Origin of the sequence: Bacillus sp. E214, from assembly GCF_008087365.1 — a bacterium.
Taxonomy (GTDB): domain Bacteria; phylum Bacillota; class Bacilli; order Bacillales; family Pradoshiaceae; genus Pradoshia.
This window is the reverse complement of record NZ_VENN01000001.1, coordinates 157,866-183,133: the sequence shown is the minus strand read 5'-3', so window position 1 is coordinate 183,133 and position 25,268 is coordinate 157,866. Positions and strand designations below refer to the sequence as shown.

Annotated in this window: 18 protein-coding genes and 1 riboswitch; of the genes, 4 read left to right on the top strand and 14 right to left on the bottom strand. The window is 36.1% G+C overall.

All coding sequences use genetic code 11. The annotated features are described in order from the left end of the window. Positions 1-101: 101 nt before the first annotated feature. The 6 genes from FHY47_RS00825 to FHY47_RS00800 form a co-directional block, all read right to left on the bottom strand. Positions 102-1,127 (bottom strand): YkvI family membrane protein, encoded by a 1,026-nt coding sequence (locus FHY47_RS00825; RefSeq protein ID WP_066100949.1) that lies wholly within the window; start codon positions 1,125-1,127, stop codon positions 102-104. Between the two features lie 230 nt (positions 1,128-1,357). Beyond that, positions 1,358-1,795 (bottom strand): MarR family winged helix-turn-helix transcriptional regulator, encoded by a 438-nt coding sequence (locus FHY47_RS00820; protein ID WP_066100952.1) that lies wholly within the window; start codon positions 1,793-1,795, stop codon positions 1,358-1,360. 780 nt (positions 1,796-2,575) lie between these two features. Further along, positions 2,576-2,749 (bottom strand): aspartyl-phosphate phosphatase Spo0E family protein, encoded by a 174-nt coding sequence (locus tag FHY47_RS00815; RefSeq protein ID WP_077247946.1) that lies wholly within the window; start codon positions 2,747-2,749, stop codon positions 2,576-2,578. Between the two features lie 218 nt (positions 2,750-2,967). Then, a complete protein-coding gene (locus FHY47_RS00810) occupies positions 2,968-5,112 on the bottom strand; it encodes a PAS domain S-box protein (protein ID WP_225983712.1) in 2,145 nt (714 codons plus the stop codon). Positions 5,113-5,291: 179 nt separating this feature from the next. Further along, complete coding sequence (locus FHY47_RS00805) at positions 5,292-7,592, bottom strand: thiamine pyrophosphate-dependent enzyme (protein ID WP_148629527.1); 2,301 nt, start codon at positions 7,590-7,592, stop codon at positions 5,292-5,294. Beyond that, positions 7,592-8,605: a 2-oxoacid:acceptor oxidoreductase family protein gene (locus tag FHY47_RS00800; RefSeq protein ID WP_066100961.1), complete on the bottom strand. Its 1,014-nt coding sequence runs from the start codon at positions 8,603-8,605 to the stop codon at positions 7,592-7,594. The genes FHY47_RS00805 and FHY47_RS00800 overlap by 1 nt, the downstream gene beginning before the upstream one ends. Positions 8,606-8,924: 319 nt before the next feature. Here FHY47_RS00800 and FHY47_RS00795 point away from each other — a divergent pair, with 319 nt between their 5' ends. Both FHY47_RS00795 and FHY47_RS00790 read left to right on the top strand, forming a co-directional pair. Continuing rightward, complete coding sequence (locus tag FHY47_RS00795; protein WP_139891322.1) at positions 8,925-9,995, top strand: acyltransferase family protein; 1,071 nt, start codon at positions 8,925-8,927, stop codon at positions 9,993-9,995. A 196-nt stretch (positions 9,996-10,191) separates the two neighbouring features. After that, positions 10,192-11,946, top strand: coding sequence for a B12-binding domain-containing radical SAM protein (locus FHY47_RS00790; protein WP_066100969.1), 1,755 nt, complete (start codon positions 10,192-10,194; stop codon positions 11,944-11,946). Between the two features lie 36 nt (positions 11,947-11,982). Here FHY47_RS00790 and FHY47_RS18765 read toward each other — a convergent pair whose 3' ends face one another. Continuing rightward, positions 11,983-12,138, bottom strand: a complete 156-nt coding sequence (locus tag FHY47_RS18765) for a hypothetical protein (protein ID WP_175354219.1) — start codon at positions 12,136-12,138, stop codon at positions 11,983-11,985. A gap of 186 nt (positions 12,139-12,324) precedes the next feature. Between FHY47_RS18765 and FHY47_RS00785 the strand changes: the two genes are divergently transcribed. Further along, positions 12,325-12,519, top strand: coding sequence for an alpha/beta-type small acid-soluble spore protein (locus FHY47_RS00785; RefSeq protein WP_066100972.1), 195 nt, complete (start codon positions 12,325-12,327; stop codon positions 12,517-12,519). Positions 12,520-12,589: 70 nt separating this feature from the next. Here FHY47_RS00785 and FHY47_RS00780 read toward each other — a convergent pair whose 3' ends face one another. The 6 genes from FHY47_RS00780 to FHY47_RS00755 all read right to left on the bottom strand — a co-directional run bounded on the left by FHY47_RS00780 (position 12,590) and on the right by FHY47_RS00755 (position 20,236). Beyond that, entirely contained in the window at positions 12,590-13,840 is a 1,251-nt protein-coding gene (locus FHY47_RS00780; RefSeq protein ID WP_148629526.1) for an anti-sigma factor domain-containing protein, read from the bottom strand. Further along, on the bottom strand, positions 13,837-14,592 hold the full coding sequence (gene sigI, locus FHY47_RS00775; RefSeq protein WP_225983669.1) for an RNA polymerase sigma factor SigI: 756 nt from the start codon (positions 14,590-14,592) through the stop codon (positions 13,837-13,839). Before sigI ends, FHY47_RS00780 begins: the two co-directional genes overlap by 4 nt. A 248-nt stretch (positions 14,593-14,840) precedes the next feature. Continuing rightward, positions 14,841-15,617 carry a TerC family protein gene (locus FHY47_RS00770; protein ID WP_066100981.1) on the bottom strand — a complete coding sequence of 259 codons (777 nt, stop codon included), beginning with the start codon at positions 15,615-15,617 and terminating at the stop codon, positions 14,841-14,843. An 81-nt stretch (positions 15,618-15,698) separates the two neighbouring features. Then, positions 15,699-15,794, bottom strand: a riboswitch (yybP-ykoY riboswitch). Between the two features lie 69 nt (positions 15,795-15,863). Further along, entirely contained in the window at positions 15,864-17,408 is a 1,545-nt protein-coding gene (locus FHY47_RS00765) for an aldehyde dehydrogenase family protein (RefSeq protein ID WP_225983668.1), read from the bottom strand. Between the two features lie 17 nt (positions 17,409-17,425). Continuing rightward, positions 17,426-18,523, bottom strand: coding sequence for an SDR family oxidoreductase (locus FHY47_RS00760; RefSeq protein WP_139891324.1), 1,098 nt, complete (start codon positions 18,521-18,523; stop codon positions 17,426-17,428). A 129-nt stretch (positions 18,524-18,652) separates the two neighbouring features. Beyond that, complete coding sequence (locus FHY47_RS00755; RefSeq protein ID WP_066100986.1) at positions 18,653-20,236, bottom strand: peptide chain release factor 3; 1,584 nt, start codon at positions 20,234-20,236, stop codon at positions 18,653-18,655. 602 nt (positions 20,237-20,838) lie between these two features. Here FHY47_RS00755 and FHY47_RS00750 point away from each other — a divergent pair. After that, positions 20,839-21,675 carry a formate/nitrite transporter family protein gene (locus tag FHY47_RS00750; RefSeq protein WP_066100989.1) on the top strand — a complete coding sequence of 279 codons (837 nt, stop codon included), beginning with the start codon at positions 20,839-20,841 and terminating at the stop codon, positions 21,673-21,675. A gap of 60 nt (positions 21,676-21,735) precedes the next feature. Here FHY47_RS00750 and FHY47_RS00745 read toward each other — a convergent pair whose 3' ends face one another. Continuing rightward, entirely contained in the window at positions 21,736-25,266 is a 3,531-nt protein-coding gene (locus FHY47_RS00745) for a YhaN family protein (protein ID WP_066100990.1), read from the bottom strand. Positions 25,267-25,268 lie beyond the last annotated feature (2 nt).

Here is a 25,268-nt window from a genome sequence, read left to right as displayed (position 1 = left end):
GCCTACGGCATTGACCTTATAAAGAGAGGGGACTATCCCTTCTCTTTCTTTTTGTCATTTTTATAAATCTTTCTAGAAACAGTATAAATCGTAGCTGACACTTACTTTTTGACAGTTATTAACAGCAAAAAGATTAAACTAATATATCCAAAAATCGGATACAATATAGAGATCAAAGGACCATATTCAATTTGGCCAATTATTAAACTTATGGCAAAAATCCCAACATATAGCGACCAGGAAGGCAGTTCCGTTGCTTTTTTTAGTTGCCTTTCGAGTCCAAAGGCATTTCCAATTAAGGTTGAAAAAATTTCTCCAAAAATAATGAATAAATAGAGCCCATATAAAAAAGGTGCTATTTGTTTCATTACATAGGCAGTAGGAATGTTAATCTGTTCAATTCCTGGTATGGAGGATAAGGAAATATGGCAGCTTACCAAAACAACGGATAAAATAAATCCTCCTAAATTTGCACCTTTTCGAATAATATCTTCATCCTTTATTTCGGCAGCCAATGGAACCAAAACAGCCTGTGTCAAAGCAAGGTTAAATGCCGTATAGGAGAAGGGCGATAAGACCATCTTCCAGCTTACTTCATCAGGAATGGTTAGCAGATTTTGAACAGGATTCATATGGAATAATGAAGCAAACATCAGGATTAAATTAAACATAATCATTGCAGGTACCACAAAGGTGTTAATAGATAATAAACCTTTAGTCCCCCAGCTCATGACAACAATTGATAGAAATGTAGTAAAAAGCATGCCCCCTATTTTAGAAAATCCCAATTGCTCTTCAAATAGACCGCCAACTCCTGACATCATAACACCTGTAACCCCAAACAACATGCCCATAGAGATGATATTAACAAAAAAGGATATACGTTTACCAAATAACCAATCATTAAATTCCATATAATTTTTAATATTTCTATGTAATGCTACAATCATTATTTTTCTGCCAATCCGAATAAAAATAAATCCCGAAAGAAGAATCCCTAATAGGCCATAAAGTCCATATTGGGTAAAAAATTCATATATTTCCTTTCCAGTTGCAAAACCCGCTCCAATAACCGTTCCAACATAAACAGCTGCAACTTGAAAAATATTTACATATTGACGATTCACCCTTGTCCCTCCCCGCTTACTACTCACTGTATGCGGGCTGATTGTCTTTATGACAAATTATTATTCTGGTGAATACCGGTTGCTTCTTACCACCTTGTTTCATTAATGAACGAGTGACATCTTATTTCCTCCTCAGCTTTTAGACAAAAAAAATAACTGCCGGTTAACGACAGCCAGTCCATCTTATTCTTCTATTTCATTTTATTCATTAATATATAGGTATTAATGGATTATTTAGTTAACGGTACGGATTTACCAATTCTTTTCAGAAGCTCAATCACCGTTTCCTTCTCTTCGACTGTTAACCCATCCATTAAATGCTCAATTCGTTCCTGATGCTCCGGGAATATCCCTTCCAGGAACTTCTTTCCCTTTTCCGTAATTTGCGCATATGTTACTCTTCGATCATTGGGACATGCAATCCTTTTTAATAATTGCTTTTTTTCCAGCTTATCTACTACATACGTGATACTTCCACTGGCAAGCAGGATTTTATCCCCTATATGCTGCAATGGTTGATCACCTTTATGGTAGAGTAGCTCAAGGACAGCAAATTCGGTTGGATTTACACCTGAGGCTTGGATATATTTGTTGGTATAGTCACTGATAGCTCGAAAAGCCCTCGACAGAACTATAAATACTTTTAAAGATTGATTTTGTTCTTCCATATTTAATCACCCACAATTAACGGATAAAATTCACTATTATCATCCGCGTAATTATACTTCTTTCCTATTAAAAAGTAAAACTTTATAATCATCCTGATAGTAGTAATAACCTAGTATTTAACCTTTATTTATTTTTCACTTTACAATTCTTTTGCAGAACATCCTAATATTTTGAGCACTAATCCTTTATTGATGATGTATAACCTTATGCAAACGAGGAGATTATTTTTCCTAAGGTACAAAATGAATCTTCTAATGTCTTCTAATAGGTATTGCTCTATATAAATAGACATCATATAAGGAATATCCTCTGGATGCAAACAATCATTTCATCTATTCGTAGGATGAGATTCAGTCATCCAAATCGTGCTGTATTGATGGATTTTTTAAGTATGAGCTTTTCAATTCCCAGAAAAAGTACTGCGCACTTAACCTGAAAAAATAGGATTTATAACGAATATGGAGAAGGTCTCGCCTGAGGATAGGTGACGGAAGTGTATGGTATACCTATTCCTTCCACTGTGATCATTTAGAAAAGGGGTTATTCATGCATTCATAAATATGGCCTAAAATCGCGTATACTAAAGGAGTATATAAATCGACCTGGGCTAAAATGTACTTGCCGACCAGGTAGAGATATCTTTTTCAGAACTGATTATACCTATCCTAGTATTAAATTGTTACTTTGCTTTTATCCACAAACCATATGTAAATAGTAAATGGTAAATACGTTTTATGTCATAAAATCCTAGTTTTCACCTTTACGCATTCCTTGTTTATTTAATAATTAGTTATTGAGTATTTCATCCTAATATGTTCAAGAATTAACTGGTCAAGCTGCCGACTCAGATTTAATGTACCTTCATCTAGAAGGCCATTGTTCTTAGCATGGCTAATCATTTGTTCTCTTTTATTTCTTATGGCAGTTTCCAGCCAATCTTTTTGATTCTGCAAGAAAAGCTCCTCCTTCTTATTCACTAAAAAAATAACATTAAGTGGTATTATGTCAGAATTTTAAAATAATGTAAATACAATCGCAAAAAAAGACAAAAAATAATAATTATTTCATCTTCTTATTAAAGAATCTGTCTAACACTTCCAGCAAACAAAAATAAGAAACCCTTATAAATCAGAAGAGTTTCCATTTTACCATCCTATTCTAATTTTTTCTCTCAAGTGAACTCATGATTAATAGGCAGATAGATTTGAAACAGGGTTCCTTTCTCTTCTTCACTGGCAACTTCAATCCAACCGGCGTGCTCTTCAATGATTTTGTAGGTAACCATCAAACCTAGACCCGTCCCCTTTTCTTTTGTTGTATAGAATGGTTCTCCCAATTTATCAAGAACAGTCTCAGGGATTCCGGTTCCATAATCCTGTATCGATATTAATACATGGCTATCAAAAAATAATTCTGTTGTGATATCAATAAACCCTCCTGTAGGCATAGCCTCTATAGCGTTTTTGATTAAATTTATAAAAACTTGTTTAAGTTGGTTACTCTCACAATGGATGGGTGGTATTTTAGAAAAATGTGTGTGGAATTGAATATTATGCATAGATGCCTGCGCACTTAGCAGATCCAACGTATTTTCGATTGTGTTATTTACCTGTTTAATTTGATAGGAAACTGCCTGTGGTTTTGCAAGAATTAAAAAATCTGTAATGATTGTCTCGATTCTTTGTAATTCTGAAGAAATAACCTGGAAATAGGTTGAAAATTCGCCATTCAAGCTGCCTTCCAGTAATTGAATAAAACCTTTCAAAGCTGTCATAGGATTCCTGATTTCATGAGCAATACCAGCTGCCAGCTCACCCACAACATTCAACGTATCTGATTTTTTTAATTGTTCCTCCATTCGAATCTTATCTGTTACATCTCTAAAAATGGTTAGATTCTTACCCGGTATAACATCCAGTCTGGAGGAAAAATCCAGCTGTTTATTTTGCCCATCCCTGCAAGTAAGCTCACACACAAAATGATGATGCTTATTTTTATTGATCAAGGAAATATGCCTTTGTAAATGTTTCATCTGATGTTCAGTCAGTTCGAATATTTCATGGAAGTTTTTGTTTTGGATATGATCAATAGAAGCCCCTATAATTGCAGCACCAGGTTCATTAATATCATATATTTCCCCGTCTGCTCCCCAAATCATAATTCCATCAAAGGTACCGTCAAAAATTTTCTTGAATTTATTTTCCGAGATAAGAAGTTCCTGCTCCATCACCCACTTTTCACTAATATCTTTACAAATTAAAAGAGTATAAGGACTACTGCTAATCTGACTTTTTGTTAATTCTATAATCTTCTTTTTCCCACTCGATGAACTGAAAATAAGCTCATAACTCTCTTGTTCTTCCAAGATAAAAAGCGTATTTATCTTTTCGCCCGTAATTTTCTCTATATTCGTATTAATTAATTCCACCTGCGTTTTCTCAAACAATATGCAGGCTTGCTCATTAGCCTGTACGATGATTCCTTTAGAGTCCAGCATGATTATTCCATCCACGGATTGACAAAAGACATTTTGAATTCCTTCTATTAAATAGTGATTTTGCTCTGATTCTTCAAAACAATCGTAAATAATTGTATAGTACAAACCACTGTAAAAATTAAATTGTGTAGTATATTGATATGTAATCTCTTTTGAATCAAGACAAAGCTGAAATAAATTAAAACGGGAATTTCCGGATGATAGATGCTTGATAACAGTATCAAATTTATCTTTATCGGCGGCAGTAATAAATTGATAAATACTTTTGCCTAGAATTTTCGATCTCTCAATTTTGACCAACCCACAAAAGGCTTTATTACCATCCACGATGATTCCTTCTTTAGTATGGATAACAATATAGCACTTTAAATCATTAATAATATCTACATATAAATTATCCTTTTTTACATGATCCCTTGTACTCTCTGTTTTTAATGGGATTAACACATAGATAATTTTTTTTGAATATGAATCCAAAAGTCCATTAAGTTCAAGCTCAACTGAGCAGGTGTCATCAGAATTCCTTACTGAATATATATAATTTGAAAAACCATGCTGTTTCACGTTTCTGAGTTGATCATCAACCACCTCTTTTGAAACAGAGATATAAAAGTCCCGAAGATTTCCTGGTTTACCCTCTCGCCCTAACTGATGGTATAACTTGATTGCCTGTTCATTCTGAGATATGATTTCCATTTCCAAATCAGTAACAATAATTGCTTTTGTAAATGAGTTTAAAAAATGCTCCCATGTCTCGTAATCAGTTTTCAAGGCCGTATTTTTTTCTATAATCTTTACTTCCTTATCATTCAAATCCATATCAGCCAAGGGGATCCTCCTAATACCTGTGACATAATAAGATACTTATTCTACAAAATTATGGAAAAACCTTTTTAAACAATCAGAATCAGACTAAATACCTCCTTATGGTATAGATTAAAATATAAAAAAACCTGAAGAGATATCTTATAGAATCTCTTCAGGCTTTTAAAATACTATTAAAGGGATGGATTTTCATGCTTAGCCAGCAATCGGTTCCATCTTCTATCCACTTCTTGTTCAAATTCCTCAAGCATACCTGCATTTTCTTCCTGCAGCAGATGCTTTGTTTTCCCCATATATGTTAACCATTCAGATAGTTGAATACGTTTTTTCCTCGTTTCCGGATTATAAGTAATGGTAGTTTCACCATTCTCAACTTCGTATAGAGGGAAGAAACATGAGTTTACTGCCGCTTCCATAATCTTAGCACCATAACGTTCCTCTGCCTTCCAATTCAAAGGACAGGTGATTAATATTTTGCCATAAACGGTACCTACATTCTGCGCATACCATTGTGCCTTCACCGCTTTCTTAATTAAATCCTGCGGGAAAGCTTCCGATCCTGTAAATACATATGGTATTCCAGTGGCAGCCATGATTTGAGCTGTATCCTTATGATGAAAAGCTTTTCCTTTTTGTGCACTTCCTACACCTGTTGTACTTGTCATATGACCAAGCGGAGTAGAGTAGGACATTTGCGAGCCTGTATTCATATATCCCTCATTATCATACTCAAGCATAATGAGTTTGTGATTGCGCAGTGCAGTTCCAATAGCTGAACCCATCCCTATATCCATGCCACCATCACCGGTGATCATAACGAAGGTCGCATCATCACTGATAGAGATTTCACCACGGCGTTTTTTCTCCAAAAATGCTTCAAGTGTACCTGATAAAGTTGCCGGCCCGTTTTGGAATAAGTTGTGAATCATCGTTTGTTTGTGAGAGCTATATGGATATGCCGTTGTTACCACATAGGCACAGCCTGTTTGGAACAGAACAACAACATCCCCCTCGATTCCTTTAAAGAACAGCTCCAATGCTGGAAATATTCCGCATCCTGGACATGCTCCATGACCGGAAGCCAAACGTTTTGGTTTGCTCATTAATGAGCGTAAAGGAGGTATACGTACCTTTAATTTTCCACTCTCCTCATCAGGAGTTACCTGAATAAACCCTGTCTTATATAAATCTTCGTTATTCGGCTTTAAAAGTGGCTGTGGTTGGGCTTCAGGCAATCCCGGATTGACACCGTAATAATCAAATACTTTTTCAATTTGGCCATTATTTAATGTTTGCAATGCCATATCAAAAAATGCCCTTGCATCCTCCGGATAAAAATCCTTTCCTCCTAAACCAAACACACGGCTTAACACAGCAGTATGATTATCCTGATCTTCCTGTAAGGCAGATTTCACTTCATGTGTAAGGTTGGGACCATTGGCACCATAGGAATCTGCTCTCTCGCCAACCAACAGTACTTTAACATTCTTCAGAGCCTTTCTGATTTCTTCTGCCGGGAACGGACGAATTATGTTAGGACTGATCACGCCAGCTTTAATTCCTTGTTTTCTTAAATCATCGACCGTATCTTTAGCTGTCTCGGCAGCTGAATTTAACAGGAATAAGGCAACTTCCGCGTCCTCCATCTTATATAGATCCAATACTCCATATTGGCGACCTGACAGTTCAGCATATTCACAAGCTACCTGAGTAAAAACCTCTCCGGCTTTATACATCGCTTCAGACTGCTGATAGTGATTATTGATCAAATCATCCCCATTCATATGTGCACCAATCGTTACCGGGTTGTGAATATCTACGTGCGGAAAATGAGTTGGCATTTCACCAATAAATTTTTGCACAATCTCTCTATCTTTAAAGTAGTTTACTTTTCTCTTTTGATGGGATGTAAAGAATCCATCATAAGCGACTATAACAGGTAAACGTACATCGGAATGCTCCGAGATTTTCAACGCCATTATATTCATATCGTAAACAGCTTGAGGTGTTCTGGCTGTCAAAATGATCCAACCTGTATTTAAGGCAAAATATAAATCAGAATGGTCGCCCCGAATGTCGAGCGGACCACTGATTGATCTAGTAACAAGATTCATAACCATTGGAAATCTTGTACCTGATTGAACAGGTAGCTGCTCTAGCATATACATAAGTCCATTTGCGCTTGTGGCATTAAAAACCCTGGCTCCTGTCACGGCAGCACCATAACAAATACCTGCCGAACCATGTTCTCCATCAGCCGCAATTAATTGAATATCATGTTCTCCTCTGGATTTCATAATATCTAAATACTGAGCTATTTCAGTTGATGGGGTAATTGGAAAATACCCCATTAAGTGATAATTGATTTGTGCTGCAGCCATTGCGGCCATTTCATTACCTGATTCAAAGGTAGTCACTTGTTCAGCCATTGTATCCTTTACCAATTCAGTTAGTTCTACTTCTGATATCGCCATTATTTCATCCCTCCTGCTACATAAGGATTACGTTGTTTCACTGTATTTTCCTCAGCAAAACCTAAGATTTCCCGCATTTCCCGAAGGGCGCTAGTCGGACACGCTTCAATACATTTCAAGCAGCCTTTACAGTATTGATAATCAATCCCTGTTAAAAACATTTGCTTGCGTCCACGCTTATCTTCTCCCTCTTCCCAGACAAAACAAAAATCCGGACAAGCTGTATCACAGGCAGCACAATGTATACATTTTTCAGCATCCCATTCAGGTAAAAAACCCTGTCTGGAACCGGACAAGTCTTTAAGTATACTGTTACCCTGAGCAATGATCGTGCCGCCAATAACTTGGGTTTCGTATCCCAATAAAGGTAATGCTCTTTTAAAACTTTTGCCCTCTGCATCTTGAGGTACCTCAAAATGTTTAAACGTCACTTCATGATAGCCACGTTCAAACGTACGGATATTTGGCTCAACTAAATGTGGATATTTCTTTTCGAATGTTTTTCTAATTACGTCTTTCATGGACTCGGGATTGAGGAAATCACATATACGGAACAAAGCTCCAAGCATAGCTGTGTTCACTTTTGTTTTTTCTTCTACTGCAATACCAAGTGCATCGACGATTGCAAGCGTTCCATACTGAAGATTTAAGTCATTTTTTATTTCATCGAACTGACGAGTTGAATTAACAAGAACGATACCATCCGGACGTAAACCACTCACCACATCAACCATTTTATAAAGTGCTTCATGAAAAACACCAATAACATGAGGCTCTTCAATTGGACTATGATCACGTATTTCAGTTTCGGCATCGCAGAAACGAACAAAGCTCTTTACAGGAGATCCCTTTTTTTCCGAACCATAGGAGGAAAAATTGGATCCATTTAAACCATGCCCCAGAACACCTGATTCAGCCAGCATTTTTCCGGCTAGATTTGCCCCTAGTCCTCCGATTGACTCTAGGCGAATTTCATAAAAACCTTGCTCATTCTTTTTCGGAAGAATTGTCATTATTTTCCCTCCCTATTTCATAACGAAAAAGTTTGTTTAGTTTATCTTTAAATATTATTTAAATACTGATGAATACAGTTTTTTAATTGGAATTATTTATATATTGAAACCAATAGCTATTCTGCATTTAAACTATATATAACAGATATCTATATTCTTATAGTACAGATACATAGATTATAGTACGGAAATACACGATTATCACATTGTTAATAATGGTTCAAATGGATGGTTTTACCAATTCATCTCTCAATTGTTTGATTACCATTATAAAGGGGAATAATAGAAAGAATTTTTCCGGAAATAATAGGAGGCAGCTATGAGACAGAGGGAAAGTTATTTTGACAACGCAAAAGTCATATTAATGTTTTTTGTTGTCTTTGGTCATATTTTACGAACATATATTGATCAAAATGAAACGATTTATGCTTTATACACTACAATCTATACCTTCCATATGCCTGCTTTTATACTGTTATCAGGCTTTTTTGCAAAAGGCTTTAACAAAAAAGGCTATATAAAAAAGCTAAGTACTAAACTGATTCTTCCCTATTTACTTTTTCAGGTTATCTATACGATTTATTATTATTACCTATTTGATAAATCAACACTTAAGTTCGAAGCATTGGAACCCAATTGGTCCTTATGGTTTCTGTTAAGTCTATTCTTTTGGAATTTAATGCTTTTCGTCTTTACAAAATTCAAACCTTTAGTAGGGATTGGATTAGCAATAGCGCTTGCTTTACTTGTGGGATATATTGATACAATCTCTACTTATCTGAGTTTATCCCGAACATTTGTCTTCTTTCCATTTTTCCTGATTGGTTATCACAGTCAGAAGGAACATTTTCAAAAAATAACAACAGTGAAAAGTAAATTTTACGCTTTGGCATCCTTTGGTGTAATTTTTATATGGTTTTCATTTTTCCCGGAAATAGACTCCCAGTGGCTGCTCGGTTCAAAGCCTTATTCGGAAATTGAGACAGTATCGTTCCTTTCTATGTTTAAGCGCCTTGGATTTTTCATCGTTAATTCTCTTATGATAGTCAGCTTTATGGCCCTTGTACCTAGAGGTAGCTATTTCTTTACTAGATGGGGCACTCAAACCCTTTATGTATATTTATTGCATGGCTTTTTTGTCCGGACCTTTAGATTTACAAGTTTAAATGAATATTTCACTACTGCAGAACACTATATACTATTAGCAGCAATTTCATTGATTATTACAATCATCCTGTCGAGTACATTAGTCAAGTCAATTACACAGCCAATGATTGAGTTTAACACCCGTCATACTAAAATGATGTTCTATAAATTAAAAGGCTTATTACATTTTTATAAACAAAAATATGATTTATCTAAATCCATGAATCGCAGTCCTTCGGAATAATGAATATTCCGAAGGACTTTTTTGTACCGCTATACATACACTTCATTATTCCCTTGGTCATCTCTCATTTTTAACTACTGAAAATTAAACCGTACCATCTTAGAACCTATGTAAAATGTCGCCAATACTGTAAACCCATACTCAAATATGATAATATGAATTGTTAGCAAACGGTGAAAGGAAGTATGACAAATACATGAGAATTATTGGAACTACTTTAAATGCCAAATATATTCATACCAATTTAGCCCTTCGTTATTTAAAAGCGTATGCAGCACCCGAGTACAATGTAGAAATTATTGAATACACCATTAAAGATCCGGTTATGAACATCGTTACAGATTTGTATAACCAAAAGCCAGATGTAATCGGCTTTAGCTGTTATATATGGAATATGGAAGAAATTAAAAAAGTTATTACCATACTCAAAAAAATCAATCCGGACATCTATATTGTTCTTGGAGGTCCAGAGGTAACATACGATCCATTTTTCTGGCTCAAAGATATCCCAGGCGCTGATTTCATCGTAATAGGTGAAGGAGAAGCCACATTTAAAAATCTTATAGCTGAAATAGATGGCAATAAAGACTTTCACACTGTTCAGGGAATTGCGTATCTTGAAGGTGAAAAACCTATCCTGACACCTGCCGCTCCAAAGGTAGATTTAAAGTCTATTCCATCACCATTTAGATTTGAAGAAGATATCCCTAACTTGTCGAAGAGAATCACGTATATTGAAACAAGCCGCGGTTGTCCTTTTAACTGTCAATTCTGTCTCTCATCCATCGAAACCGGCGTACGTTTCTTTAATAGAGAAGATATTAAAGAAGATATCCGTTTCTTGATGAAAAATGGAGCAAAAACAATTAAATTTATGGACCGTACTTTTAATATCAGTCGTAGCTATGCTCTCGACATATTTGAATTTTTAATTAAAGAGCATGAACCAGGTTGCGTTTTTCAATTTGAGATTACAGCAGATATTATGAAGCCTGAAGTAATTGAATACTTAAACAAAGAAGCTCCTCCCGGCCTATTTCGCTTCGAGATAGGAGTCCAATCAACCAATGATTATACTAATGAACTAGTCAAAAGAAAACAGAACTTCGATAAATTAAAGCGTACAGTCACCATGATTAAGGATGGCGGGAAAGTGGATCAGCATCTTGATCTTATTGCAGGACTTCCCGAAGAAAATTATAGCTCCTTCCGAAAAACATTTGATGATGTGTTTGAAATGCGGCCAGAGGAACTTCAATTGGGCTTCTTAAAAATGCTTCGCGGCACAGGCTTGAGAACTCAGGCTAAACAATGGGATTATCAATATATGGATCAAGCCCCATACGAAATTGTCAGCAATAATGTAATGCCGTTTTCCGATATTATTAAAATTAAGCAGGTTGAGGATGTACTGGAAAAGTATTGGAATGATCACCGAATGGATCTTGGAATGGAGTATATAGTAGGCACTGTTTATAGCTCCCCTTTTGATTTCTTCCAAGAATTCGGAAGTTATTGGGAAGAAAAAAAATGGTCACGCATTGGACATCAGCCTGAGGATCTATTTAAGCGCCTCGTCGAATTTATCGGTGTAACGAATCCCGATAGCCTTAAAACACTGATTGCCTTACTAAAAGTGGATTATTTATCACAACTTACCTTTAAACCACGTAAACCATGGTGGGAATATTCCATGACAAAAAATGAGAAATCTCCAATCTATCAGGCCGTTTTGGCTAATCCTCATCTGGTTGGTGAGAAATTTAAGGCACTGAATTTAAACGAAAAAGAACTGTACAAGCATGTTCTGATTGATGAACTATCTATTGATATGAATCATTATTTAGAAACTGGCGAAATAATAACGGCTCCGACCTTGTTGATTGCATACTTCCACCCAAAGCATGGTGGGTCCAAGCTGTTTTATGTACCTTCAGCAGTATTTTCATAAGAAATAGAGCTCGACTAACGTCGAGTCTCTATTTTTTTATTCTCCCTGTTTACCACGCTTAGAATTACGGTTAGCGCCCTTCATTGGGTTCTCACCATGTGTAAATTCCGCAGAAAACTCAGTTTCCTGTAGATTTTTTTTAGGGGTTTTACTCAGTTTATTAACCGCATTCATTTCTGCCTTACGTTTCATTTTACACACTCCTTTATGCGGTTAGTATTTGTTCAGGAATCTATTTCATGCAATATTTCATACTTTATCAAAAGGGAAACCATGCCTATTCCTCCATACTTTAAACTGCATTAGATCATGTTTTTCATCCATATTAATGGTGTGGAGGAATCAAAAATCCACAGTATATGTAGTGAGGTGAATGAAATGTCCAGCAGTAATAAATTATTGGTACCAGGTGTACAGCAAATGCTTGATCAATATAAATATGAAATAGCCGCTGAATTCGGCGTTACGTTAGGGTCAGATACGGTCTCACGAGCGAACGGATCAGTAGGAGGAGAAATAACCAAACAGCTCGTTAAACATGCACAAGCGCAAATGAGTGGAAAAACTAAATAACCTTATATGGCAAAGAAAATGTCCGGTATTTTACCGGACATTTTCTGATTAGTTATGTAAATGACTGAATTTATTGATACATTCCTTTTCTTTTCTGATTCTGATTACGTTCATCTTGCTTCCCTCTTTGATGCTGCGGTTTCCGGACATCACGCTTGTCCACCTGATCTTGTTTCCGGACATCTCGCTTGTCCACCTGATCTTGTTTCCGACTTTTATAAGGTTGCTTATTTGGTTTATTTCGCTTATCTACTTGTTGTTTGTTTCGGTCAGTATCTCTTTTATTTTGATTGGTTTTCCTTTCTTTCTGGATGGTATCCTTTCTTACCTCTTTGTTTATAGGCTGGTCTTTAGAGGGTGGCCTCTGCTTTGAATTGTTATCCTTATGTTGTTGTTTTACAGCCTTCTCTTCTGTAGTATGTATAGCTTTAGCATCTTTTGTAACGGTGCCCGCCTTTTTAGGCACTTCAACAGATCCTTGCTTATTTTCCTGAATGACTGCAGACTTATTCGGAATTTGGGTTCGGTCACTACTGTTACTGGTTTGCTGTTTTATTTCAACTTTTTCCACACTTGAGCTTTTATGATTGCTTTTTTCTTCTGTTACTTTAATTTTATCATTTTTCTTTACTCCAGTTGAAGGCTGATACTTGGTTTTCTTATTGGTTTGCTCTAGGTATGTACCCGTAGAAATCCCTTTATCTGTTGCTTCCTGTCTATCTTTAACAGAGGCCTTTTTCATTTCAATGTTCACGGAATTATCAATTTGCGGGATATCCTGAGTATCAGTTAATTTTTTCTGTAAGGAATATTCAAAATTTCGATTATCCTTTTCAATCATTACGGTGGAGAACAAGATATTGGAATTGGTTTTAAGATGCCCGGCACTGCGATTTAAAGTAACCATTTCACTGATAACATCGTCCATATCTCTGCCCTTCCATTCCTTAAGTCTTGCTATAATTTCTTTCCCTTCTTCGTTAATTCCCTTTACTTCAACCACTTTTAGTTCGTCTGTTATACCAAGTTCGATACTTGATTTAACATCCATACTGACATAAGCTGATACCTTTGAATTAGTTAAAAGCGCAGGAAAGAAACAAACTATTAAAAAAACAGCTGCTGCTAATGCTGGAACCAGTATTTTTAATTTCCATCCATTCTTCTTGCTGAATATTGGTTTTGAGTTTGTAACATCAATCCTGACTTCTTCACCGATTTGATAGTCTTTGCGTTCTTTATTCAATTTAATGAAATCGCCTTCAGGGGTCAATACAGTAATTTCCGTTGATGATATTTGCATAATGATTCCACACTTCAATTTGAAAGAACCCCCTTCAAGTAATCCTTTAAGAACAAATAATCTCCCGTTAAAATCAAAACCATAGCTATTATATAAATGCGGTTGCGTTCAATTGTCTTTCTTGAAACCTCAACTTTTTCTTCCATCATTTTGATAGGCAGTTTTTTCTTGTCTATGACATATTGAAGCATCAAAGGCTCATCTGCTATTGTTTTAGCGATTTTTATGGCATTATTCCTTGCATCCACATGCTTTGGTGTATGTTTGACTAATTGGTCAAAGGTTATATGAAAGATTTTTAATAATTCAGTATATCGAATAATCTCATCCTTTAAATTTTCGGAGTTTAATTGTCTCTGATGGTTTTCAATTGATTTTTCTATATCTAATGGACTTTGTATGTATTCATCTTCTGAAACATGTTGGATTTCAAAAGACAGTTCATTCATTTTTTTTGATTGTGACCTTATATAATCTATAACTCTTCTTCGGATTACCGTATCTGCAAATGGCAATAAGCCATTTCCTTTATCAGGTGAAAACTTATCTATTGCATCGTTAAAAGCAATTAGACCAATACTAAATTCATCATCTGTTTCTCGGATATAACGCCGGCATACAGATGAAACAGATTTTTTAATAAAGGGTTTGTATTTTTTAAGCAAATTATTTCTTAATTCCAGATCCCCTTCTTGTATTAAGAGTACGGTTTCTGTTAAATCCTGCTTTTTTCTCAGAATCGGAAAAAGCATACCAAGCATTATGTTCACCTCATCCCTGCACAAATTATACCATATGTTGCAATGTATGGTCTTTGTGGGATGTTTTCACTCTTCATTTGTTATAAATAATGCTTGGTCGGTTTATTTATTATGCTATATCATACGTACACAAATTTCCGTATATAGGGGTTATAACCAAATTTTATCCAAGTGGTTGCAAAAATAAAAAAACCGGAACGCACATAATCATGCATCCCGGGTCTTCACTTAATCTATTAATTTATATCTTTGTAATTTTACATTTCCTGGTCAATTTGATTTTTAGCTTTCAAATCTTTACCTGATACGAGGTATCCAATAACCACAATCGATACTAAGACACCCCAGAATATGATTTTCCAAGTTGTAGACTCTGGGAAATGATGGTCAAGAATTCCAACACCTGGATGTGCTAATGTCATGACAGCCAGCTTAACCCCCACCCAGCCGACAATTAGAAAAGCAGCTGTTTCCAGAGATGGTCGCTTGTTCAATAGTACAACAAATTGTGTTGCAGCAAACCTCATAATAACTAATCCAATAAATCCTCCAAGGAACATAACAATAAATTGCCCACCATTGATACCGCCGATATTAAACGACCCTACCGCCGGTAGAGTTACAGCTAAAGCAACAGCTGCAAGCATGGAATCTACTGCAAATGCCAAGTCTGCTACCTCGACCTTTAGAACAGTCATCCAGAAACCGGATTTCTTTTTTTCCTTGACCGCTTCATCTTCAGATTTCAAGAAATAGTGTTTCACTAAATAATTAATCATAATGTAGAGCAAATATACAGCTCCAATTGCTTGTATTTGCCATAAATCTACAAGTAATGAAATCAGGAACAGGGAACCGATCCTAAAGACGAACGCACCAATTAGTCCATAAAACAAAGCTTTTTTCTGTTGTTCCTTCGGAAGATGTTTAACCATTACAGCCATTACGACTGCGTTATCGGCTGCAAGAATTCCTTCAAGTCCAATTAACACCAATAATACCCAGGCGTACTCTAAAATTATTGCCCAATCCATAAGTAAACCTCCTTTTATTTTCCAAACCAACAAAAAAGACCCATGCCAAAAAAGTAATTCTTTTTTGACAAAGGTCTTGCTAGACATTGTAAAAATGCCAACAAAGCCGATGGTAAAAACCACGTACTGACGACTTTGTTTTAGGTTTCCCTAACGCTACTCCCCTTTGAAAGGTTTGTATGAAGTTTGTATACCTATTATATTGGCTTCTGGATACAAGCGCAAGTATTAACTCATAGATAGTATTTATTTTGATAGTTTTATTAATTTCAGATATTCCTTGATTACCTTCATCATCGATTTCCTTTTGCCAAAGTAGGCTGTTAACAGTGCATGGAAATGTTCATATTTCCCTTCATAAGGATACCACTGAATCTCCGATTTTTTGAGGCCCATATCTTCCATTACTGCTTTTTCATGACAAAATATACGAAGACCCTGATCCCCATGATACCTGCCTATTCCGCTTTCTTTAACTCCGCCAAATGGAAGATTATTATTGGCAACTGTTATTAAAACATCATTAATTAACACAGCACCTGACAAAAGCTTCTTAGCTGTCAGCCGTCCTTTTTCCTTATTTGTTGTCCAAACACTTGCATTTAATCCGTATTTGGAATGATTAGCGGCTCGTATAGCTTCTTCTTCTGTTTCAACAGTCAGTATAGGCAGAACCGGACCAAATGTTTCCTCCTGCATCACAAGCATATCCTCTGAAACATTTGTTAAAACAATCGGCTTAATAAACATGGAATTTTCATTCCATTCAGAAGGCGGATCACCAGTCAGGAGAGTGGCGCCTTTTAATAGGGCATCTTCAATATGCTCTCTTACAATAGATATTTGCTGTATTGAGGTCATAGAACCGATATCTGATTCTTTTCCATTTCCTTGCTTTAATTGATTAACAATTGGAAGTAACTCCTGTAAGAATGGCTCAAGCGCCTCTCTTTGGATAATCAATCTCTCTACACTCATACAAACTTGACCGCTATTTGTAAATGCTCCCCAAACAGCCCCCTTTGCTGCACGCTTATAATCAGCATCACTAAACACAATCATTGGATCCTTTCCACCGAGCTCAAGAGTGGTTGGGATAAGATCTCGTGCTGCTATTTCCTGAATAATACGTCCCGTACCTACAGACCCTGTAAAAAAGATATAATCAGGCTTTTGCTTCGTAAGACTGGCACCAAGTTCCTTACCGCCATGGGCTACTTGAAAAACATGATCAGGAAATCCAGCTTCTTTAAACAATGTTTCAATTAACTTACCCACTGCCGGAGTAACTTCTGATGGTTTCAAAATAACCGTATTACCGCCTGCAAGCGCGGATACAACAGGAACCATAGCCAAAAGGAATGGATAATTCCATGGTGAGATAACAAGCACAGAGCCTCTTGGCATATAATGAATACTCGATTTATGACCCATTAACAAAAAAGGTGTACGAACCTTTTGTGCCTTAAATGTTTTTTTCGCATGTTTTTCAATATGACTAATAGCATCGAGGGCAGGCATGATATCAGCCACTAATGCATCTGTTTTGACTTTCCCTGTATCCTTTGAAATGAGCTCAGCAATTTCATCAAGTCTATTCACAATCGTATGCCGCAACTGCTTTAGATAGCGTAAACGTTCGTCTATATCTAATTGTGACCACGAAAGAAAAGCCCCTTTGGATTTATTCATTATTTCACCAGCTTGACTAGCCGGCATCTCCTCATACTGCATAATCAGTTCTCCCGTTGCAGGAGCATATACATTTACCATTTCTTTTAAGGCTTCCAACTTTGTTCCTCCTCTAATTATGTAATCTCTATATGAAACGCCCGATTGTTCTTATTGGCTCTATAATATTCAACCATTGGCACTACACCTTCCTTAAAATCAGGACATAAAATGCCCCCTTCAGCTAAATCAGCCTGTGCCTGTACACAATCAAATTCTCCTTTCCAGGTGAAATAATCAAGTGATTCAACTTCCACACCCAGAAACTTTCTTATTGGCTTGATTGATAAAGCCATTTTCGTCAGCCCGAACGGCAAATACCCAATTGGTCGTTTTCCATTATACCCTTTCAAAAACAACTTATAAATATCTGTAACCGTATATGGATTAGGATCCGTTAAATGATATGTTTTTCCAGCACCTTTAGGGCTTAAAGTTAAATAAGCTGTTGCTTTTATTATATAGTCAACAGGAACCAAATTGATCACACAGGTTGACTTAGTTATATTAGGGATAATTGGAAGGTATCTGATTCTGTCGAGGAAATTTAATATAAAATATGGGCCGTCAAATTTAATGGTTTCTCCAGTTAGGGTATTTCCTTTTACGATACCCGGCCGAATGACTGTAACAGGAACATGATCCATAATCTTTCGAACAAGGACTTCTGCTTCATATTTGGTTTCTTCATAATAATTTTTAAATTTATCTGGTTTAATTAATTCATGCTCATACAGCTTTCCTTCACGTCTTCCAGCTACATAAGCTGTACTAAAATAGGTATACCTCAATAGGTTAGGAAGGGTCAATACATAATCATTTACATTGTGTGTTCCATCGACATTCACCAAATAGGCTATATTTTTTGGAACAGCTAAATCATAAATCGCAGCTAAGTGAAAAAAATGGGTAATTTCTCCCTTTTTGAAACCGCTTTCTTTTTTACTGATGTTTAAACCGGGTTTGGTGATGTCTCCTTCAATAAGGATAAACTGATTTTCATCTAAATTGAACTCGTTTATAATTTTTAATCTTTCACTGACAGCCTTATGCCACACAGACGGCAGTACAATAGCAATCACTTTATTAAATAACTGATCCTGTTTTTTTAGCTCTCTTATTAGTTGATTTGAAATAAAACCTGGAAACCCGGTAAAAAAATAGACATGTTTCATTGTTTCACTCTCCTAATCTTCTTTCCACTATTGTAAGAATATTTAGAAAAATATGTCAACGGTTAATTGTTATATAACAGAAAAAAGCAGGATTTAACCCTATATAGGCTAAATCCTGCTTAAATTTAGTTAACGTTCGTGCTGATCCATTGGATTATATAGTTCTATAGAAGGATTTTTTTCCTGGAACCAACGCAGTGCAAAGTCATTTTCGAATAAGAAAGCATATTGATCATAGCGATCGCGTACCAAAAGACTTCTTGAACTTGAAAGCTTTTCATCGATTTTTTCATTCGTTGTCCAACGGGCAATCTTGTCACCCATTCTTTCCATGATAACTTCTGTATTATACTCATTTTTCATACGGTGCTCAAATACCTCAAACTGTAACTGTCCGACTGCTCCAAGAATATAGGATTCAATCCCAACTGTTTTAAATAATTGAATGGCACCTTCCTGTACAAGCTGATTAATTCCCTTGTGAAAATGCTTTTGTTTTAATACATTTTTAGCGCTGACACGTACAAACATTTCAGGTGTAAATTGTGGCAGACGTTCGAAAGAAAATGCTTCTTTTCCTGAAGTTAGCGTATCACCAATCTGATAGGTTCCTGTATCATATAATCCGATAATATCTCCTGCTACTGCTTCAGCAATATTGTTTCTTTCCTCTGCAAGAAATTGTGTTGAATTATTAAGTTTCATAGGCTTGCCTGTTCGGCTTAATTGAACAGTCATCCCACGTTCAAACTTACCTGAGCAAATGCGCAAAAAGGCAATTCGGTCACGGTGCATCGGATTCATATTTGCTTGGATTTTAAATATAAATCCTGAAAAAGTATCCTGAACGGGTTCAACCGGCCCCACGGATGATGGTCTTGGCTGAGGCTTTGGCGCAAACTCTAAATACGTATCCAAAAATGTCTGAACGCCAAAATTAGTAAGGGCACTTCCAAAGAATACAGGAATTAATTCACCATTTCTGACTTTTTCACGCGAAAATTCATTTCCTGCTTCATTTAACAATAACACTTCTTCCAATGTTTGCTCATATAAAGGAGACTCAACAATAGAGTGATTTTCATCTTCTACTTCGCCTTCTTCATTCAATTTTAAGTATCTCTCTTCATCTTCAGCCTTAAACATTTCAATTCGGTTATAATAACGGTCATAAATACCGAAGAAGTCTTTACCCATCCCGATTGGCCAGTTCATTGGATAGGATTCTATTCCAAGCACTTCCTCCAACTCAGCCAATAGCTCAAGCGGCAATTTACCTTGGCGATCCATTTTATTAATAAATGTGAAAATAGGAATTCCTCTCATGCGACAAACCTTAAATAATTTCAATGTTTGTGCTTCAATCCCTTTGGCAGCATCAATAATCATAACTGCGCTATCAACAGCCATTAATGTACGGTACGTATCTTCACTGAAATCTTGGTGTCCAGGTGTGTCGAGGATATTAACACGGGTCCCATTATAGTCAAACTGCATAACACTAGAGGTTACGGAAATTCCACGCTGCTTCTCAATTTCCATCCAGTCGCTTGTCGCATATTTACCGGTTTTACGTCCTTTTACAGTTCCAGCGTCACGGATTGCGCCACCAAATAAGAGCAACTTTTCTGTTAACGTCGTTTTACCTGCGTCAGGGTGAGAAATAATTGCAAAGGTTCTTCTTGATTCTATCTGTTCTTTTAAATTTGTCATGTAAGCCATCCTTTTATATATAGTAAAACTTCATAAATCTATTCATCTTGGATCTACATCTCCAATGATACTTTGATGTTGTAAAAAGAAAATAACCACTTTAACAATTCTTATTAAAATCAAAATCCATCTTATCAAATATACCATGTAAAAAAATAATATGTGAATAGGCGAATCATAAGTTTTAATCAAACAGTCATATTTTCTCATATGTAGTGAATTACAGTCAATTAGTGTCCGTTTAAGTATTTCGCAATTCTTTGGGGCAAGGTAAGATAACATAAAAAAAACGAGCATTATTGCCCGTCCTTTAAGCTACTTTTTTCTTATTGGTTAATTTTTTTGTAATATAGCTGATCACGAAAGGTGCAGCTGCTGCAATAACTCTTTTTAAGATTTTACTTTTCAAGATAATCACCATCCTTATACTTACCTTACCCGTATTCGGTGGAAGATAATCACAAGATTTACGCAAGTTTACCTTATTTGAATAAAAGAGGCTATCAGAAAAGTGAATAATTTCACAAGCTTATTGATTAATTATAGAAGTCATAGTAGTTTATTTAGTAGACGTTTTTTCAGCATAGGAGGAATTTAACATCATGGAAGAACAAGGATTACAGTATTTAGTTGCCCTTGCAAAGAAAAAGAAAAGGCTGTTAGACCATTTTCCTCTTCATTATTTCTTAAGAGCGATGATGGCAGGAATATTTGTAGGGTTTGTAATCATTACCTGCTTTAGAACAGGAGAATATTTCAGGGTAGCCGACTCACCTTTTGCATACCTATTCCCGGCACTTTTCTTTGGTATCGCATTAATACTCATTATTTACGGTGGGGCAGAGCTATTTACCGGTAATACCGCTTATTTCACTGTCGCTTATATGCGTAATGAGGTAACTCTCAGAGATTTAGGCCGAAACTGGGGCGCTTGTTATCTTGGCAATGCTGTTGGGGCAATCTTCTTTGCCATTTTATTTTACCTTACAGGCATATTCAGCCACATTCCAAACGAGCATTTAATGCACGAAATTGTTTCTTATAAAATGCATGGATCTGTTTCAGCTTTATTCTTTAAAGGAATCCTTTGTAACTGGCTTGTTTGTTTAGCTTGTTACTTGCCTAGCCAAGTAAAAGGTGACGGAGCTAAAATGGCAATGATGATTGCAGTTGTATTTTTATTCTTCTCATCAGGCTTTGAACATAGCATTGCAAACTTATCATTATTCTCAATTGCATTAGTATCACCACATCCTGATACCATTACAATCGGAAATGCCATCTACAATTTGATTCCTGTTACTTTGGGTAATATTGTCGGTGGAGCAATATTTGTAGGAATGTTATATCAGTTCTTAAGTAAATCAAGCACAAAGCTTCAATTACAGGACAACATGAATAAAATCTCTGAAATCACTGAGAAAGAAAATACAAAATAATAAAGTGAACCAAGAAAAAGAAGACCAATTCATAAAGTTTGAATTGGTCTTCTTTTAATTTCAGCTCATGACGGCCTCTTTATGAATGTGAATCAATTGATACTCCTCATGCGACAATGTTTCCTCCAACAAATCCAATAAATGATAATGATGAGTGAAAAAGATAACTTGAGTTTTTTTCGATAATTCTTTTAAGATAGATAACGTAATTTTTGAACGTTCATTATCAAAGTGAACAAGAATATCATCGACAATAAATGGAATAGGTTCATTTTCCTCACAATATTTTTCTATGCTTGCAACTCTTAAGGATAAATACAATTGATCTTTTGTTCCATCACTCATCGCGTCTATTCCAATTTTCTCGTTATTTCTTAAACCCAGTAGTACTTCTTCATCCTTTTCATTATAATCAACAGTCAATCCTTCAAAGGAGTTCAGTGTTAATTTTGCAAACAGTTTTGATGCTTTTGTTAAAATCGGATTTTGATTTTCGGAACGGAAATATTCTATTCCCTTCTGTAATACAAATGTAGCTAATTTTTTTTGGACATATTGATCGGTCAATTCTGCGAGCTCAGCCAGGATACTTTCTCTTTCTTCTGCGGCCTGAACAGCTGCATATGAATTTCCCTTAATCTTTTCTTCATATTCTTTTCTGCATACACCAAAGATTTGGTTCTGTTCCGTTCTTTTCTCTTCCAAATCTGCAAGCTCTGCCTTTAATTCTGCCATTTCACTTTCCATAAAATCTAAATCAAGCTTGTCTATTTCATCCTTCATTTCTTGAATCGATAAGCCATTGCCAATCTCAAGTAACACCTTCTCCAGATTGATCAGTTCTGCAGACAGCTTTTGCTTTTGTCGATATTTATCTTCAATAATTTGCATTTCCTCGATGGTCTTTACACTTGCTGTCTGTAACAATTCATCAAGACGATTAAGCGCCATCTCTTTCTTATCCTTCGCTAACCGATATTCTTTTTTCCGTTTATCCAATTGTCCTTGCCATTCGAGTTGATTTTGCTTACACTTTTTCTGCTCCTGCAACTGATTCGTTAAATCATAGATAAAGGATTGGATATTTATTGGTTCAGGTAACTGTAACGTGTTAGCTACAATTCTGATATGATCTACATAATCCTGTACAAATAACATGCCAGCTTTTGCTTTGCTATTGATATCTGCCCATTCATCATACGTAGTAGTCAATTCATTGTACTTATCAAGCCTTTCCATTGTGTAATCAATCGGAGCCTGACTTTCAACTTGCAAGGGTTTAGTAGCATCCTCCCATGCTTCTCTCCAATTGACTAATTCACTTTGCTTGCTCGCCAGCTCCTGCTCGATTTGTTTAAGATCAGCAGCCTTGCTCTTCCACTCTTTTTCCAATGAATTCTTCTCATTGAAACGCTCTGTTGCTAAATGGACTACTCTATTTGCTTCTCTTATTAAGTCTGTGAGTGTCCATTCTGACACTTGAGTATCTAGATCATCGATTACTTCTGACAGGGCAAGGTATAAACGGCTTTTGATAGCCAATCGTTTTTCTGTCAGCTCATCCCAAAGTTTCTGTTTCTTTTTATATTCGCCTTGATTCTGCTTAATAACCGTGTATTTTCTTACCCATTCTTTCATTTCAGTTGGCGATAATGGCTCAATACCGAACGGCTGCCATAGCTCATTCCACTGTTGAAAAAACAGATTCATCTCATCTTTAAGGAACTGCAGCTGTGTCTCTGCAGCTGCAATTTTGGTTTCAGATCTCTTTATATCCTGCAACGACTTATTCTTCATGCCCACCTTTGCAGATTCTTTCCACATAGTATCTGAAAGTTCATCCGTTGTTTTTAAATCATGCTCAAATTTTTCTTCTACCTCTTGCTGACTGCAGTATTCCTTAATTGCTTCACGATCAATGTCTTCACCTTTAAGTTTATTCTTAATTAAGCTCCAACCATGGTCGCGAATCTGACGGGTTCTCTCTAAATCATCTTCTGTAGGAATAACAGACAAGGCTTCTAATTCAGCAATCGATTTCTCCGCTTCCAAAATAATCGTTTTTTCAACCTTAATACTGCGCTCTAAATTTGTTTTATCTTCATTAAATCTTTCAAGTTGCCCGATGTACTGATTAATAGTTTCTTCTAAAATGGAAATGTAAAAGGAATCAAACTCCTCTACCGAACCATCCCATAGTGGTAAATAGTTTAGCTCTTCCATTGATTTGTCTTTAAGATCCTTCATTTCCTCTGATAAAACATCTATGGTTTTTTCAATATTTCCTTCTATCTGGGCATGGTCAAGCACAAGTTTAAGCTTGGCAATATTCTTTACTTCTCCAAAACCTTCCCATTCCGCACGCTTTAAAGCAACAGTTTCCTTTAGACTTTCATGTCGTTTATTTATTTCTTTTATCGTTTCATGTAAAATCCCATATTGCTTATAAAGCATACGGATTTTTTCTTTGCGAGAAATGGCAATTCTAAAATCCTCAATATTGACACTATCTACCCTACTATAGCCCAGCTTAAGGAGAATATCGTTCATCCGATTGAGTGCCTGCTCAGCCTTTGCCTCATTTACATGTAAGTCTTTATTCTCTTTCTCGTATGCACCAACTTGGCTGAAAAGAGATTGAATCCTAGACTCACATGTTAAAAGTTTTTCATCGATATCCAGTTTGGCTAACTTCTCTTCAAGCGCCATTATTTCTGTATTGGATATTTTGGCATTTTCATCAGCATGTTTTAATTCATTTAATACATTTTCTCTTTGTAAATTAAAATCGTTGGGTAAATCCGGAATTTCAGTGAAGCTCTTTTGTTGCTCTATTAATCTGTCTCTTTCAATAAGAATAGGAGCAGCTTGGTTTAACTTCGATAATTTTTTTAGAGTTGCGTCTACCTGGAGGTAATGCTCTCTTAATTCATCCAGCTGTTTCTTACCATGAAGATAATCATCCTCCAGCTGCATCCATTGTCTGGCGAGCATTTGCGAATCATTAAGTCGGCGAGTTAACTCTTTTTCTTTCTTTAATAATTCGTTTATTTTTGGTTTTGAACCACCTGATTTATATAATTCTTTACTTGCCGAATCAAATTCCTGCATAATTTTCTTTACTGTATTTATCCCTGAAGCTGCAGCAAATAAGCTCTCTCCGACGCTTCCATTTGACTCAAGCAAAGCTTCTCCGCCTTCTCGCAAAGTTTCATGATTGAGTGCAAACATATTTCGGAATGTTTCCTCTGACAGCACATTTATATACGGTAATAAAACATTATCTGGTAATGCTTCTCCCGCCTCATTAAGAATGGTCTTTGACTTTCCTTTCCTTCGTATGAAGGACAGAGTATTACCCGATGAATTGGATAGGCGGGCCTTTATACGTAAATTGGAATTGGGATGTAAAAATGAATCCTTAGAATTATGCGGAATGCCATACAAGAGTTGAGTAATAGAACGCAGCATAGTACTCTTTCCAGCTTCATTATTTCCATACACTACGTGTAAAGATTGATTTGGCTGAAAGTTAACCGGGTAATCAGTAAAATGACCAAACGCAGTCAGATTTAACTCTTCAAAACGCATGC